The 15733-nt window shown below is 57.2% G+C and carries 18 protein-coding genes; 13 read left to right on the forward strand and 5 right to left on the reverse strand.

Annotation, left to right across the window (positions count from 1 at the left end):
- Window positions 1-82: 82 nt before the first annotated feature.
- The 8 genes from metG to IAI51_RS09120 all read left to right on the forward strand — a co-directional run bounded on the left by metG (window position 83) and on the right by IAI51_RS09120 (window position 7099).
- Window positions 83-2134, forward strand: coding sequence for a methionine--tRNA ligase (gene metG / locus IAI51_RS09085; protein WP_187678163.1), 2052 nt, complete (start codon window positions 83-85; stop codon window positions 2132-2134).
- A gap of 131 nt (window positions 2135-2265) precedes the next feature.
- A complete protein-coding gene (locus IAI51_RS09090) occupies window positions 2266-2835 on the forward strand; it encodes an electron transport complex protein RnfA (RefSeq protein ID WP_187678164.1) in 570 nt (189 codons plus the stop codon).
- Window positions 2832-4040: an electron transport complex subunit RsxB gene (rsxB, locus tag IAI51_RS09095; RefSeq protein ID WP_187678165.1), complete on the forward strand. Its 1209-nt coding sequence runs from the start codon at window positions 2832-2834 to the stop codon at window positions 4038-4040. Before IAI51_RS09090 ends, rsxB begins: the two co-directional genes overlap by 4 nt.
- The gene (locus tag IAI51_RS09100; protein ID WP_187678166.1) at window positions 4027-5010 is read left to right on the forward strand and encodes an RnfABCDGE type electron transport complex subunit D; all 984 of its coding nucleotides are present in this window, start codon (window positions 4027-4029) and stop codon (window positions 5008-5010) included. Before rsxB ends, IAI51_RS09100 begins: the two co-directional genes overlap by 14 nt.
- Window positions 5007-5612: an RnfABCDGE type electron transport complex subunit G gene (locus tag IAI51_RS09105; protein ID WP_187678167.1), complete on the forward strand. Its 606-nt coding sequence runs from the start codon at window positions 5007-5009 to the stop codon at window positions 5610-5612. Before IAI51_RS09100 ends, IAI51_RS09105 begins: the two co-directional genes overlap by 4 nt.
- A complete protein-coding gene (locus tag IAI51_RS09110; RefSeq protein ID WP_187678168.1) occupies window positions 5609-6178 on the forward strand; it encodes an Rnf-Nqr domain containing protein in 570 nt (189 codons plus the stop codon). The genes IAI51_RS09105 and IAI51_RS09110 overlap by 4 nt, the downstream gene beginning before the upstream one ends.
- Window positions 6175-6813, forward strand: coding sequence for an endonuclease III (gene nth, locus IAI51_RS09115; protein ID WP_187678169.1), 639 nt, complete (start codon window positions 6175-6177; stop codon window positions 6811-6813). Before IAI51_RS09110 ends, nth begins: the two co-directional genes overlap by 4 nt.
- Window positions 6814-6919: 106 nt before the next feature.
- Window positions 6920-7099, forward strand: a complete 180-nt coding sequence (locus IAI51_RS09120; protein WP_187678170.1) for a PA3496 family putative envelope integrity protein — start codon at window positions 6920-6922, stop codon at window positions 7097-7099.
- 89 nt (window positions 7100-7188) lie between these two features.
- Here IAI51_RS09120 and IAI51_RS09125 read toward each other — a convergent pair whose 3' ends face one another.
- Complete coding sequence (locus IAI51_RS09125) at window positions 7189-7815, reverse strand: response regulator transcription factor (RefSeq protein WP_042560733.1); 627 nt, start codon at window positions 7813-7815, stop codon at window positions 7189-7191.
- Window positions 7816-8332: 517 nt separating this feature from the next.
- Between IAI51_RS09125 and IAI51_RS09130 the strand changes: the two genes are divergently transcribed.
- A complete protein-coding gene (locus IAI51_RS09130) occupies window positions 8333-9049 on the forward strand; it encodes a hypothetical protein (RefSeq protein WP_187678189.1) in 717 nt (238 codons plus the stop codon).
- Window positions 9050-9181: 132 nt separating this feature from the next.
- On the opposite strand, the gene IAI51_RS09135 is transcribed toward IAI51_RS09130, so the two are convergent.
- Window positions 9182-10399: an argininosuccinate synthase gene (locus IAI51_RS09135; RefSeq protein ID WP_095190449.1), complete on the reverse strand. Its 1218-nt coding sequence runs from the start codon at window positions 10397-10399 to the stop codon at window positions 9182-9184.
- 129 nt (window positions 10400-10528) lie between these two features.
- Window positions 10529-11437 carry a flagellar protein MotY gene (locus tag IAI51_RS09140; protein ID WP_187678171.1) on the reverse strand — a complete coding sequence of 303 codons (909 nt, stop codon included), beginning with the start codon at window positions 11435-11437 and terminating at the stop codon, window positions 10529-10531.
- Window positions 11438-11597: 160 nt separating this feature from the next.
- Between IAI51_RS09140 and pyrC the strand changes: the two genes are divergently transcribed.
- Complete coding sequence (gene pyrC / locus IAI51_RS09145) at window positions 11598-12644, forward strand: dihydroorotase (RefSeq protein WP_187678172.1); 1047 nt, start codon at window positions 11598-11600, stop codon at window positions 12642-12644.
- A complete protein-coding gene (gene rnt / locus IAI51_RS09150) occupies window positions 12641-13318 on the forward strand; it encodes a ribonuclease T (RefSeq protein WP_095190452.1) in 678 nt (225 codons plus the stop codon). The genes pyrC and rnt overlap by 4 nt, the downstream gene beginning before the upstream one ends.
- Before the next feature lie 73 nt (window positions 13319-13391).
- Here rnt and IAI51_RS09155 read toward each other — a convergent pair whose 3' ends face one another.
- Window positions 13392-13994, reverse strand: a complete 603-nt coding sequence (locus IAI51_RS09155) for a peroxiredoxin (protein WP_187678173.1) — start codon at window positions 13992-13994, stop codon at window positions 13392-13394.
- A 314-nt stretch (window positions 13995-14308) separates the two neighbouring features.
- On the opposite strand from IAI51_RS09155, the gene IAI51_RS09160 reads away from it, so the two are divergent.
- Both IAI51_RS09160 and bfr read left to right on the forward strand, forming a co-directional pair.
- A complete protein-coding gene (locus IAI51_RS09160; RefSeq protein ID WP_093430580.1) occupies window positions 14309-14527 on the forward strand; it encodes a bacterioferritin-associated ferredoxin in 219 nt (72 codons plus the stop codon).
- A gap of 200 nt (window positions 14528-14727) precedes the next feature.
- Window positions 14728-15201, forward strand: a complete 474-nt coding sequence (gene bfr, locus IAI51_RS09165) for a bacterioferritin (protein WP_187678174.1) — start codon at window positions 14728-14730, stop codon at window positions 15199-15201.
- Between the two features lie 106 nt (window positions 15202-15307).
- On the opposite strand, the gene grxD is transcribed toward bfr, so the two are convergent.
- Entirely contained in the window at window positions 15308-15649 is a 342-nt protein-coding gene (grxD, locus tag IAI51_RS09170; protein ID WP_187678175.1) for a Grx4 family monothiol glutaredoxin, read from the reverse strand.
- Between the last annotated feature and the right edge of the window lie 84 nt (window positions 15650-15733).

Genomic DNA, 15733 nt, shown 5'->3' on the forward strand with positions numbered 1-15733 from the left:
GGCAACGATTTGCAGGGGTGAAATATCTTGGCCGGCGCTTTATAGTGGCCGACCTCCGTTTCATCAAGTAGCGAAGCCCCACATGTCCGAACCACGCAAGATCCTCGTCACCAGCGCCCTGCCCTACGCCAACGGTTCGATTCACCTTGGCCACATGCTGGAATATATCCAGACCGATATGTGGGTGCGCTTCCAGAAGCATCGCGGCAATCAATGCATTTATGTCTGCGCCGACGACGCCCACGGTTCGGCGATCATGCTGCGCGCGGAAAAGGAAGGCATCACCCCGGAACAACTGATCGCCAACGTGCAGGCTGAACACAGCGCCGACTTTGCCGAGTTCCTGGTCGGCTTCGACAACTTCCACTCCACTCACGCCGAAGAAAACCGTGAGCTGTCGAGCCAGATCTATCTCAAGCTGCGTGACGCCGGGCACATCGCCCAACGCTCGATCACCCAGTATTTCGACCCGGAAAAGAAAATGTTCCTGGCCGACCGCTTCATCAAGGGCACCTGCCCGAAATGCGGCACCGAAGACCAGTACGGCGACAACTGCGAAAAATGCGGTGCGACCTACGCACCAACCGACCTGAAGGATCCGAAGTCGGCAATCTCCGGCGCCACCCCGGTGCTCAAGGATTCCCAGCACTTCTTCTTCAAGCTCCCGGACTTCCAGGAAATGCTGCAGGCATGGACCCGCAGCGGCACGCTGCAAGACGCCGTAGCCAACAAGATCGCCGAGTGGCTGGACGCCGGCCTGCAACAGTGGGATATCTCCCGCGATGCGCCGTACTTCGGCTTCGAGATCCCGGACGAGCCGGGCAAGTATTTCTACGTGTGGCTGGATGCGCCGATCGGCTACATGGCCAGCTTCAAGAACCTTTGCGACCGCACGCCTGAGCTGGACTTCGACGCGTTCTGGGGCAAGGACTCCACCGCCGAGCTGTACCACTTCATCGGCAAGGACATCGTCAACTTCCATGCGCTGTTCTGGCCAGCGATGCTCGAAGGTGCGGGCTACCGCAAGCCAACCGGCATCAACGTGCATGGTTACCTGACCGTCAACGGTCAGAAGATGTCCAAGTCCCGCGGCACCTTCATCAAGGCCCGTACTTATCTTGATCACCTGTCGCCGGAATACCTGCGCTACTACTACGCGGCCAAACTGGGCCGTGGCGTCGATGACCTCGACCTGAATCTCGAAGACTTCGTGCAGAAGGTCAACTCTGACCTCGTCGGCAAAGTGGTCAACATCGCCAGCCGTTGCGCCGGCTTCATTCAGAAAGGCAACGCCGGCCTGCTGGTCGACAACAATGCCGCGCCAGAGCTGACCGAAGCTTTCCTCGCCGCCGCGCCAAGCATTGCCGACGCTTATGAAGCCCGCGACTTCGCCCGCGCCATGCGTGAAACCATGGCCCTGGCCGATCGCGCCAACGCCTGGATCGCCGACAAGGCTCCATGGTCGCTGAACAAGCAGGAAGGCAAGCAGGATGAAGTCCAGGCGATCTGCGCCACCGGCATCAACCTGTTCCGCCAACTGGTGATCTTCCTCAAACCGGTGCTGCCGCTGCTGGCCGCCGATGCCGAGGCGTTCCTCAACGTCGCGCCGCTGACCTGGAACGACCACACCACCCTGCTGGCCAACCATCAGCTCAACGAGTTCAAGCCGCTGATGACCCGCATCGACCCGGTAAAAGTGCAAGCCATGAGCGACGCCTCGAAAGAAGACCTGACCGCCAGCCAGACCGACACCGGTGCAGCCGCCCCGGCAGGTAACGGCGAACTGGCCAAGGATCCGCTGTCGGCGGAAATCGACTTCGACACCTTTGCTGCCGTCGACCTGCGCGTCGCGCTGATCGTCAAGGCTGAACACGTGGAAGGCGCCGACAAACTGCTGCGCCTGACCCTGGACATTGGTGATGAGCAACGCAACGTGTTCTCGGGGATCAAGAGTGCTTACCCAGACCCGTCCAAGCTCGACGGTCGCCTGACCATGATGATCGCCAACCTCAAGCCACGGAAAATGAAGTTCGGTATCTCTGAAGGCATGGTGATGGCGGCAGGTCCTGGCGGTGAAGAGATCTACCTGCTGAGCCCGGACAGCGGCGCCAAGCCGGGTCAGCGCATCAAGTAAGTCTATGCGTTAGATCGATCCCACAGACGTGCTCCGCATGCCTGTGGGATTTTTCATATCTGGCCCACCCTTCGCGGCAGCCGGATAATGCCTAACCTTATGAGACACCCGCCCGTTTCGCCGGCAGAACCATGACCGAACTTGTGCTTACGCTTTTCAGTGCTGCGCTGCTCAACAACTTCGTGTTGCACTGGCCGCTGGGCGTCGATCCGCTGCTGGCCAGCAGTCGCCGACAAGTGCATGCGCTGGGACTGGCAACGTTGTGCCTGATGGTGGTGGTCGGCGTGTTCAGTTATGCGGTCTGGCACTGGCTGTTGGTGCCGCTGCAACTTGAAGCCCTGCGCCTGTTCGTGTTTCTACCGCTGAGCGTGCTGTTGATCGCGCCGATCCTGAAATTGCTGGCGCGCGGACTGCCCGACTGGCCGTTCGAAGGTTTGTGGCCGCTGTTACTGGGCAATGCCGGCGTGCTCGGCCTGGCGCTGATCAATGCGCAGAACGATCAGGGCCTGTTGCAGGCGACGGCGCTGAGTCTCGGTGCCGGGTTGGGCTTCTGGCTGGTGCTGAGCCTGTTCAGTGATTTGCGCGAACGCAGCGCCGACAACGATATTCCACTGCCCTTTCGCGGTTTGCCGATCGATCTGATAAGCGCCGGACTGATGGCTGTGATTTTTCTCGGATTCAGTGGACTGATCAAAACATGAGTCTGATTCAACGCATCGATGCCCTGCTGCCCCAGACCCAATGCGGCAAATGCGGCCATCCCGGATGCAAACCCTACGCACAAGGCATCGCCGAGGGCGAGCCGATCAACAAGTGCCCGCCGGGCGGTGACGAAACGGTCGCGGCGCTGGCCGAGTTGCTGAAAGTGCCGGTGCTGGAACTGGATATCAGCCGTGGCTCGGCACCGCCCCAAGTCGCCTACATCCGCGAAGCCGAATGCATCGGCTGCACCAAGTGCATTCAGGCCTGCCCGATCGACGCGATCGTTGGCGCCGCCAAATTGATGCACACGGTGATCATTGACGAATGCACCGGTTGCGACCTGTGCGTGGCGCCTTGCCCGGTGGACTGCATCGAAATGCATCCGCTGCCGCTCGGCACGCTGCCGGTGGTCGGTGGCCTGGCCTTCAGCCTTGAAGAACAGCGCGCCCGCGCCGCCAAACGCGATCACGCCCGCCAGCGCTTTGAGCGACGCAACGATCGCTTGCTGCGCGAAGAACAACAGAAGCAGGCTGAGCGAGAGGCTCGAGCGAAAAAAGCGGCGCAACCTGAAGTCACTGCAACTGACCCGGTGCACGCTGCACTTGAACGTGTGCGCGCGCAGAAAACCGCGACCGCCGATGCCGCGTTGAAAAAAGCCAAGATCGATGTGGCGATGAGCCGCGCACAATTGCATAAATCCCTGAAAGCCTTCGGCCATCCGCCGACTTTTGAGCAGCAGTCGCAATTGATCGTCTTGCAGCAGCAATTCGAAGCGGCCGAACAGGCTCTGGCGAAACTTGAAAGCAACGCACCCGGTGCTCCGGTCGCGCCAGTCCCGGCGAAGGACGCTGATCTTAAACGGGCGAAGATCCAGTTGGCCATGCGCCGCGCCGAGCTGAAAAAGGCCCAGACCGCCGAGGCGCCCGCGCAGCAGATCGCCACGCTGGAACAGGCCCTGCGTGACGCCGAGCAGGCACTGCACGCTGCCGAAGTCGCCAGTGATCAGCCCGTGCCTGACCTCGTACGCGTGGAAAAACATCCGATCGACAGCCAGCTTCGACAGCTGAAAACCGAATTGGCCTACGCCCGCGCCGACCTCAATAAGCTCGAACGCCGCGCCGATACGCCGGGCGAAACCCTCGACAAGGCCCGCGCCCGCCTGCAAGACGCCGAGCGCCAGGTGCAAGACCATGTCGCCCCTTGAGACGCCGGACGATCGCCTGCAACAGGCGATGAAGCTGGTGCTGTTGGCCATGCTGCCGGGGCTGCTGGCGCTGTTCTGGATGTACGGTTGGGGGGTGTTGATCAACTTGTTGTTGGCCGTCGGCGGCGCATTGATCGTCGAGACTGGCGTCACACGCCTGCGCCGACAGCCTTTGCAGCCGACACTGAGCGACGGCAGCGCACTGGTCAGCGCCACACTGCTCGCCGCTGCCCTGCCGCCTTATTGCCCGTGGTGGCTGACGGTGATCGCGATTGCTTCGGGCTTGCTGTTTGGAAAACACCTGTACGGTGGTGTTGGCAAAAACCCATTCAACCCGGCCATGCTCGGTTTTGCGCTGGCCATTGTGATGTTCCCGCAACCGATGACCCACTGGCCGGCCCAAGGCATGGGGCTGCTCGACACCGTGCAGCAGGTGTTCAATCCAAGTCAGGCACCTGACGCCTGGGTTCAGGCGACAGCACTGGACAGCCTGCGCATCAACAAAAGCCTGACCATCGATGAACTGTTCGCCGCCAATCCAGCCTTCGGGCGCTTCGGCGGACGTGGCGTGGAATGGGTGAATCTGGCGTTTCTCGCCGGCGGGCTGTTTTTGCTGCAACGTCGGGTGTTCGGCTGGCATGCACCGGTTGGCATGCTTGCCAGTCTGTTTGTGGTCAGTTTGCTGTTCTGGAATGGCTCTGGCTCCGATTCTCACGGCTCGCCACTGTTTCATCTGCTGAGCGGGGCGACCATGCTCGGCGCGTTTTTCATCATTACCGAACCGGTATCCGGGGCAAAAAGCGCACTCGCTCGCCTGCTGTTTGGTGTCGGTGTCGGGCTGCTGACTTATCTGATCCGCACCTGGGGCGGTTACCCGGACGGTGTCGCGTTTGCGGTGTTGCTGATGAATCTCTGCGTGCCGGCCCTGGAGCGTTTTGCCGCAAACCGACAAGCCCAGGTGACCCCATGAACCGCACGACCAGCATACTCATACTGCTGCTGTTGGCCGGGGTCGGCATCGGTGCGACGTATCTGGTGCAACGCAGCAATGCGCCGCAAATTGCTGCCGAGCAACGTCTGCTCGACAGTCGCAAACTGCTCGATGTGCTCGCTTCAGAAACTTATGACAATCAACCGCTGCAGCAGCCGCTGGCATTGGCCGACATTGCCCTGAGCCACAGCACGCTGAGCGGCGGTTATCGCGCGACCAATGCCGGGCGAACGGTCGCAGTGCTGCTGCGTAGTCAATCGCAGGGTTATGCCGGGAGCATCGAGCTGCTGATTGCCATTGATGCGAACGGAAAATTGTTGGGCGTGAAAACCCTCAAACAAACCGAAACCCCGGCGTTTGGTGGCGTGATCGGCGACTGGCCTAATACCTGGCTCCAGGCATTCGTTGGCAAATCGAGCAACGAGCCGACGGATTCAGGTTGGGCGTTGAAAAAGGATCAGGGACAATTTGATCAAATGGCCGGTGCGACCATCACGTCCCGCGCGGCGATCAACGCAATCCATGATGCGCTGCGTTACTTCGATGAGCATCGCGCGGCGTTGCTGGGAAGTGGAACATGAATCTGTCGAATGCTCTGATGCTGGTCCTGCTACTTGGCACCACACAAACGTTGGCCGGTGCGCTGGGCACGCTGATGATGTTTGCCACCGTCGTGTTGGTCTATGGCGTCTGCATGGCACCCCTGCGTTCGCGCCTGAACGGTTCAAGTGCGTTGCTGGCAAGCCTGTTGCTCGCCGCCACGTTGACCAGTTGTGTAGAAATTTTTACGCAACGCTTTTATCTGCCCTGGCATCAGAACTTTGGTCTTTATGCTGGCCTGATTGCCTTGCAGTGCGTGGTGCTGGAACAGCATGGATTTTTCCGCCAGACGCGGATCGAGCGGCTCAAACTCTGCGGTTTGTTCAGCACATTGATGCTGGTACTCGCTGTAATGCGTGAACTGCTCGGTCATGGCAGCCTCGGTCGCGGACTATCAGAACACTGGCAAGGTCTTGTTTTATTCAGTGAGGGGCTGCACCTGGTCACTCTGGTTCCCGGCGCCTTCATTGTATTGGGGCTGCTGCTTGCGGCCCGTCAGGCATGGACTCGCTCGAACTCAATTCCCAAGGAAACGCATCGCCCATGAATGCCGCAAAACGTCTTGAGATTTTTCGCCGACTGCATGAAGACAATCCCGAGCCGAAAACCGAATTGGCCTACTCCTCGCCCTTCGAATTGCTGATTGCGGTGATTCTCTCGGCGCAGTCGACTGATGTCGGCGTCAACAAGGCGACGGCGAAGTTGTTCCCGATCGCCAACACCCCGGCGGCGATCTATGCGCTGGGTGTCGAAGGCCTTTCCGAATACATCAAGACCATCGGCCTCTACAACAGCAAGGCCAAGAACGTCATCGAGACCTGCCGCATGCTGGTCGAACGCCACAACAGTGAAGTGCCGCAAACGCGTGAAGAGCTGGAGGCCTTGCCCGGCGTAGGCCGAAAGACCGCAAACGTGGTGCTGAATACGGCGTTCCGTCAACTGACCATGGCGGTCGACACGCACATTTTCCGGGTCAGCAACCGCACTGGCATTGCACCGGGCAAAAACGTGGTTGAAGTGGAAAACAAGCTGATGAAATTTGTGCCGAAGGAATTCCTGCTCGACTCCCACCATTGGCTGATTCTTCACGGACGCTACGTTTGCCTGGCGCGCAAGCCACGCTGTGGCAGTTGCAGGATCGAAGACTTGTGCGAGTACAAGGCCAAAACATCGGACGATTGACCGGCTATTAGATTTATTAACTGATCGATTGAAAAAATCTTTTTTACCCGTCGCTGCATTACCGATATAAGGGGCGCCAAAGGCAGTCTTAGCCGGAGTTAACCTTATGAGTAGCGACAAAGAGCAACTGGACGTAGAAGACGACGTTGACACCGCGGACGCTGACGCTGAGGAACCGGTAGTCGAAGTCGCCAAAACCAATCTGAGCAAACGCCGCACTATCGACAATCTGCTTGAAGAGCGCCGACTAAAAAGGCGATTGGCCGATTACGACTTTGATCTCTGACACTTGAAAGCCTCCCGAAATGGAGGCTTTTCACTTTCTGCGACTAACTGAATCAGATCGGCCCATGACCCCGTCAGCTACCGAGACATTCAGACCAGTCCATTACGCTGCGCCAACTCGATCAAGTCCACCAGTGAACGCGCATTGAGTTTGAGCAACAAGCGGGTCTTGTAGGTGCTCACGGTTTTGTTACTCAAAAACATGCCATCGGCGATTTCCTTGTTGGTCTTGCCACGGGCCAACTGTTGCAACACCATCATTTCGCGCCCGGAAAGGCGATCCACCATGTCGGCTTCACTGGCATTACCCAGACTGGTGCGCACTGTATGCAACGCCTGATTGGGGAAATAACTGTAGCCGGAGAGCACGGCCTTGATCGCGCTGAGTAATTCGGTCAGATCCTGCTGTTTACATACATAACCCGCCGCGCCCGACTGCATGCAACGCATTGAAAAATGGCCAGGCGCCTGGGAAGTCAACACCAGCACTTTAATAGGCATGGCGACCGAGGTAAGGCGCGCAATAACTTCCAACCCATCAAGTTTCGGTATTCCAATATCCAGAATGACAATATCCGGCATTTGTTCGCGAGCAAGTTGTAACGCATCCACACCGTTATCTGTTTCTGCAATGACTTCGTAGCCATGACGTTCCATCAGCATACGTACCGCAAGTCGAATGACGGGGTGGTCATCCACGATCAGCACTTTATTCATGGGCAAGTCCAGTTTCGCTGTTCGAATTTTTAGAGCACGCACAATATCCCAGTCACTTGCTCCATGGCATACCGGGGCTCTGATGCACTCGCATCGAGAGACATACCCTACGGGCATTGAGGATAATTCCTACAAAAAATCTGTCTCCCTCTAAACATCTGACAAAACCCACCTTTCAATCCCATGCAATATTTCAGCTTTGAACTTGTAACCGCGTGCAACCGACTTCTCTGGAGACTCCCTGTCCGAGCAGCTATTCGTTGCATTCGTCACATGGGCAAGTGAATGAATATCCGCATCACGTCATACGGAGATTACACATCCGAAACATCAGGAAATAGCCGCAATTTCTTACAGCGCCAATATACTCCCCACCCAACCATAAAGACTTGAAACAAGCTATTTATACTTAAGAGAACAGTTTTGCTATAAATAGAAACACCAACTACCCACTCACGACAATCAAGAACATATAAAGCGACTAACAATGAGAAAAATCAAAAACGAGAAAACACCCATGTTTAAAATAAAAAACAAAATCACCAACCCCATGACAGTTATCGCTATATTTGCAGCCATCTCCGAGACATCAGCTGCTATCTCTCTGCCGTTCCTCAACAATGAAGATCGCGAAATATACGTCTGGTTTCTGATCAGTTTTCCGTTTTATTTGTTACTTCTATTTTTTATTACCCTGAACTTCAACCACCGCTCACTTTACTCACCCTCTGACTTTGGCAAAGACAAGAGTTTTCTAAAGGCCAACGACCACAATGATCGCGACAACAAACGAAACATGCCGATGCAGGACACAATCGCACATTGCACGTTCGGCATATCAAGTAGTGTCGTGCCCAGCGAAACCGCTGCAGCCCAATGCGCCAACACGGGAAAAATCCATAATACGCTCGATCCGCCTCCTGGCATCATTACGAAGTCACACCGGACGCTTCAATACAATATTCAGTTGTCCGCTTCCGTAAGCAACCTGCACATCATCGATGCACGGGATATTGATGCATCGAGAGAGTTCGCCACGATTGTGGAAAAAATCCAACGCACCGACAAAAAAGCCACCCGTGTGATCGTGTTTCTTTCCAATCACGTGTCGGACGTTTCGCTGACGGAAAATGTGTTGCTGCACATCAAGCACGCGAAGAAAGGCTCAGGCACCACACTCTGCGTGGTTTACAACCTGTGCTCACAAGCGGTAACGCTGTTGGCGCGGGCCTGAAGAAAGAAGCATTGCCGAGAAGCAGATGCAGCGGAAAAACGCTCGATAAGAGCCAGACAAAGAATTTAAAAAAAGGGCGGCCTTGTCTCGAAGACAAGGCCGCCCTTTCATTGGCGCGTCAGTCTGTAAAAATCAGAACAGCTTGCGGCCCTTGTTGGCAGCAATACGCATGCGCAGGGCGTTGAGCTTGATGAAGCCCGCCGCGTCGGCCTGGTTGTATGCACCGCCGTCTTCTTCGAAGGTCGCGATGTTGGCGTCGAACAGCGAATCGTCGGACTTGCGGCCGGTGACGATCACATTGCCTTTGTACAGCTTCAAACGAACAACGCCATTCACGTTGACCTGCGAAGCGTCAATCATCTGTTGCAGCATCAGACGCTCAGGGCTCCACCAGTAGCCGGTGTAGATCAGGCTGGCGTACTTTGGCATCAGCTCGTCTTTGAGGTGAGCGACTTCACGGTCCAGAGTGATCGATTCGATGGCGCGGTGAGCGCGCAGCATGATGGTGCCGCCCGGGGTTTCATAGCAGCCACGGGACTTCATGCCGACATAACGGTTCTCGACGATGTCCAGACGGCCAATGCCGTGCTCGCCACCAATCTTGTTCAACGTCGCCAGCACGGTGGCCGGGGTCATTTCGACACCGTCCAGTGCAACGATGTCGCCGTTGCGGTAGGTCAGTTCCAGGTATTGCGGCTTGTCAGGCGCGTTCTCCGGGGAGACGGTCCAGCGCCACATGTCTTCTTCGTGCTCGGTCCAGGTATCTTCCAGCACGCCGCCTTCATAGGAGATGTGCAGCAGGTTGGCGTCCATCGAGTACGGGGATTTCTTCTTGCCGTGGCGCTCGATCGGGATCGCGTGCTTCTCTGCATAGTCCATCAGCTTCTCGCGGGACAGCAGGTCCCACTCACGCCATGGCGCAATCACTTTCACGCCTGGCTTGAGCGCGTAGGCGCCCAGCTCGAAACGTACCTGGTCGTTGCCCTTGCCGGTGGCGCCATGGGAAATGGCGTCAGCGCCGGTTTCGTTGGCGATTTCGATCAGACGCTTGGCGATCAGCGGACGTGCGATGGAGGTACCCAGCAGGTACTCGCCTTCGTAAACGGTGTTGGCGCGGAACATCGGGAACACGAAGTCACGCACGAATTCTTCGCGCAGGTCGTCGATGTAGATTTCTTTGACGCCCATGGCCTGAGCCTTGGCGCGGGCCGGCTCGACCTCTTCGCCCTGACCCAGGTCAGCGGTGAAGGTCACCACTTCACAGTTATAAGTATCCTGCAGCCACTTGAGGATCACCGAAGTGTCCAGGCCGCCGGAATACGCCAGAACGACCTTGTTTACGTCCGCCATGCCATCACTCCACGGGGTTCTACGGAAAGCCGAGGAGTCTACCGCCCAAACGCGATAATTTACAGAGGCGCGACAGCTTAAGACGACAAAGCGACAGAATCTGTCGAGAGCGCGACGATGACTGGCAGGTCAGGAAGTCGCTGCGGTGTTGGCCGGAGTGCTCGCTTGCGGTGCCGGAGCGGTGGTTGGCGCCACTCGCGCCAGTTTGACATTGACCCGACGGTTTTTCGCACGATTGGCCGCATTAGTGTTCGGCACAATAGGATATTGCTCGCCGTGGAAACGCACCGTGATCTGCGATTCCTGAATCCCATTGGCCTTGAAAAAGTCGACCACCGCCAGCGCCCGGCGGCGTGACAACTCACGGTTGGTCAGGCGATTTCCGCTGTTGTCGGAATGGCCGTCGAGCTCGATGTGATTGACCGTAGGATCGGCCTTCATGAATTCGAGCATAACTTGCAGCTTGGCTTTGGCGGCGGCGTCGAGGTCTACGCCTTCCCCGGGGAAACCGATCTGCGACTGCTTGATCTGGTCGAAATTCTGCGGCAGCAATTTCGCCACACAGGTCTGGTAGTCGTTAAACGCCTTGCTGAACTTGACCGGCAACAAACGCACTTCCGACACTCGGCCATCACCCGATGCACGGCGCACGACAGGACTGCGACCGTCCAGCAGGCCACTGATAAGACCGCCAGCCTGAGACTGCGAGCTGTTAAACAGGACATTGCCGCTACCGAGCCTGACGCTGCCCAGATTGATGTCACCACGGCCCGGTTGCCATGGTGCTGCGGCCGCGAGCAATGTCGCCGACCCGCCGCCCAACATGGCGTTGTAGGCGTTCAGACGGAATATCGCCTGCTCACCGGCCTTGCGCACGAATTCACCCGAGCCGAAGTCGGTGATCGGTTGTGTCAGGCGGCATTCGAACTTGTCGCCGGCGACCGTCCACTCAATGTTCTCCAGGCGAGTCTGGTAGGTGAGCGCCATCGCAGGAAGGCTGGCAAACACACTGAGCAAGGCTAAATAACGCTGGCGCACGGGAGGCTCCATTGGCTTCTGAAACACAAAGACCGATTCACACTATGTTTACGGCATACCTACGGGATATCGGAAGCTTCCCGCAAAACTTGATAGCGAGTGCCTGCAAGAGTCTTTTCCGGTAGCATTCGCCTCAGTTTGACCCGCCTGGAATCCCCTCATGTCCGACCGCCTGACCCTGCTGCGTCCCGACGACTGGCACATTCATCTTCGCGATGGTGCCGTGTTGACCAATACCGTTGCCGATGTTGCGCGCACTTTTGGTCGCGCCATCATCATGCCCAACCTGGTACCTCCGGTGCGCAACGCCGCTGAAGCCGACGGCTATCGCCAGCGGATTCTCGCTGCCCGCCCGGCCGGCAGTCGTTTCGAGCCGTTGATGGTGCTGTACCTCACCGACCGCACCCAACCCGACGAAATTCGTGAAGCCAAGGCCAGCGGTTTCGTACACGCCGCCAAGTTGTATCCGGCTGGCGCCACGACCAACTCCGATTCCGGGGTGACCAGCATCGACAAGATTTTCCCGGCGCTGGAAACCATGGCCGAAGTCGGCATGCCGCTGCTGATTCACGGTGAAGTCACTCGTGGCGATGTCGATGTCTTCGACCGCGAAAAGATCTTCATCGATGAGCACATGCGCCGCGTGGTCGAGCGTTTCCCGACGCTGAAAGTGGTGTTCGAACACATCACCACCGGCGACGCCGTGCAGTTCGTCAACGAGGCATCGGCCAACGTCGGCGCGACCATCACCGCACATCACCTGCTCTACAACCGCAATCACATGTTGGTTGGCGGGATTCGGCCGCACTTCTATTGCCTGCCGATTCTCAAGCGCAATACGCACCAGGAAGCCCTGCTCGACGCCGCCACCAGCGGTAGCGCGAAGTTCTTCCTCGGCACCGATTCGGCCCCCCACGCCCAGCACGCCAAGGAAGCCGCGTGCGGCTGTGCGGGCTGCTACACCGCGTACGCCGCCATCGAGTTGTATGCCGAAGCGTTCGAACAGCGTAATGCCCTGGACAAGCTCGAAGCGTTCGCCAGCCTCAATGGTCCGCGTTTCTACGGTTTGCCGGCCAACACCGATCGCATCACCCTGGTTCGCGAAGAATGGACCGCCCCAACCAGCCTGCCATTTGGCGAGCTGACCGTTATCCCGCTGCGCGCCGGTGAAAAACTGCGCTGGCGCCTGCTGGAGGAACACGCGTGAGTGAAGACCATTTCGACGACGAACTGGAAGGTCAAGGTGGCGGCGGCGGTTCCCGTCATCCGATGGCAGCGCGTTTTCGCGGGTACCTGCCGGTTGTCGTCGACGTAGAAACCGGTGGCTTCAACTCGGCCACCGATGCACTGCTGGAGATTGCCGCGACCACCATCGCCATGGATGAAAAGGGTTTTGTATATCCGGATCACACCTACTTCTTCCGCGTTGAGCCTTTCGAAGGCGCCAACATTGAAGCAGCCGCGCTGGAGTTCACCGGGATCAAGCTTGATCACCCATTGCGCATGGCGGTCAGTGAAGAGACGGCACTCACCGACATCTTCCGTGGCATCCGCAAGGCGCTAAAGGCCAACGGCTGCAAGCGAGCGATTCTGGTCGGCCACAACAGCAGCTTCGATCTCGGCTTCCTGAATGCCGCCGTCGCGCGACTGGACATGAAGCGCAACCCGTTCCACCCGTTCTCCAGTTTCGATACCGCAACACTCGCCGGTCTGGCTTACGGTCAAACCGTCCTGGCGAAAGCCTGTCAGGCAGCGGACATCGATTTCGACGGTCGCGAGGCGCACTCGGCGCGTTACGACACCGAGAAAACCGCTGAGCTGTTCTGCGGCATCGTCAACCGCTGGAAACAGATGGGCGGCTGGGAAGACTTCGACGACTGATCGTCGCCGTTTCAACCGCGCATGAAAAAACCGGCCACGTGGGCCGGTTTTTTTGTACCTCGACGTTGATCCCTTACAGGGCAGCAGCGTTCTCGGTCAGGTATGCAGCAACGCCTTCTGGCGAAGCGTTCATGCCTTTGTCGCCTTTCTTCCAGTTGGCAGGGCAGACTTCGCCGTGCTCTTCGTGGAATTGCAGAGCGTCGACCAGACGGATCAGCTCTTCCATGTTACGGCCCAGCGGCAGGTCGTTGATGATCTGCGAGCGAACAACGCCTTTGTCGTCGATCAGGAACGCGCCACGGAAAGCCACGCCGCCTTCGGACTCAACGTCGTAGGCCTTGGCGATTTCGTGCTTCATGTCGGCAGCCATGGTGTATTTCACCTGACCGATGCCGCCATTGTTCACTGGAGTGTTGCGCCAGGCGTTGTGGGTGAAGTGCGAGTCGATCGACACAGCGATCACTTCAACGTTGCGTGCTTTGAAGTCAGCCATGCGGTTGTCCAGAGCGATCAGCTCGGACGGGCAGACGAAGGTGAAGTCCAGTGGGTAGAAGAACACCAGGCCGTATTTGCCTTTGATGGCCGAGGACAGGGTGAAGCTGTCAACGATCTCGCCATTGCCGAGTACGGCCGGGACGGTGAAGTCAGGGGCTTGTTTGCCTACGAGTACGCTCATTGATATCTCCTGGTGTAAAAACTTGAAGTTCAGGGTCCGGGCCAGCCTGCCACCCTGAGGCGACAGCCCTGTGACACGAACCCCCTTCGCAAGGGCCGACCATCATACACTGCGTTTTTGGCCTGTCCTTAACGGTTTTTTAAAGCAGGCGGATAACGGCTTTGCATTTACAGGGCCAGGCAGATGGCCAGTCACTACCGCTCGTCAGTCACTCGCTAATCCTGGCAAAAGCCTTCCGAAAGCACTTTGACAATCATTCTCGTTAACATTAAGATCCATCGCAATTGAGTCACAACCAGCGACGGTTCTCACTTATGTATGTTTGTCTCTGCACTGGCGTCACCGACGGTCAAATCCGCGATGCGATCTATGAAGGTTGCTGCAGCTACAAAGAAGTGCGCCAAGCCACCGGCGTCGCCAGCCAATGCGGCAAATGTGCCTGCCTGGCCAAGGAAGTGGTTCGCGAAACCCTGACGAAGCTGCAAACCGCCCAGGCTGCGATCCCCTATCCAGTAGAATTTACTGCTGCGTAATTACCCCCATTTCAAAGAACCGGACTTATGTCCGGTTTTTTTATGCCCGTAAATCAATCGGTTAGGCTCTAGACGCGGAACACAAACATTCTTATTCAGATTTATTTTCATTTATTATTCAATAACTTAGGTTTGACACTTATAAACGTGCAGCTCAAACTCCGCCTTATATACAGCTATTACAGGGCAGGACTCCCATCATGAAAGGCGACATTACAGTCATCCAGCATCTCAACAAGATCCTTGCCAATGAGCTGGTCGCGATCAATCAGTACTTCCTGCATGCGCGCATGTATGAAGATTGGGGCCTGAACAAGCTGGGCAAGCACGAGTACAAAGAATCCATCGACGAGATGAAGCACGCGGACAAGCTGATCAAGCGCATCCTGTTCCTCGAAGGCCTGCCGAACGTGCAGGATCTGGGCAAGCTGCACATCGGTGAGCACACCAAAGAAATGCTGGAGTGCGACCTGCGTATCGAAAAGACCGGCCACGCCGACCTTAAAGCCGCCATCGCGCATTGCGAGACCGTTGGCGACTTCGGTAGCCGTGAACTGCTCGAAGACATTCTCGAATCCGAAGAAGAACATATCGACTGGCTGGAAACCCAACTGGGCCTGATCGACAAAGTCGGTCTTGAGAACTATCTGCAATCGCAGATGGGCGAAGAGTAAGTTAGCGCCCGCTAAACTTGCGACACTAAAAAGCCCCGCCCTCTTTCGAGGCGCGGGGCTTTTTATTGCCCGGGTTTCAGCATTTGCTGAAACCCACAGAAGCCAATCAGGCTTCGGACTTGTTCGCAGCAGCCGCTTCGACAGCAGCCTTGATGGTGGTTTGCAGCGAACCGTCTGCAGACATCTCGGTCATGATGTCGCTGCCGCCGACCAGCTCACCACCCACCCACAGTTGCGGGAAAGTCGGCCAGTTGGCGTACTTTGGCAGGTTGGCGCGGATTTCCGGGTTCTGCAGGATGTCCACGTACGCAAACTTTTCGCCACACGCCATCACAGCCTGCGCAGCTTTCGCAGAGAAGCCACACTGTGGGGCATTCGGCGAGCCTTTCATGTAAAGCAGAATGGTGTTGTTGGCAATCTGCTCTTTAATCGTTTCGATGATATCCATGGAGCACCTCGGCTGAACTTTCCGACTCATGGGTCGGCACGGTGGCGCATTGTAACGGAATCCCGAGCGCCATGCTCGGTCTCC

It is taken from the genome of Pseudomonas sp. N40(2020) (assembly GCF_014472415.1).
Lineage (GTDB): Bacteria > Pseudomonadota > Gammaproteobacteria > Pseudomonadales > Pseudomonadaceae > Aquipseudomonas.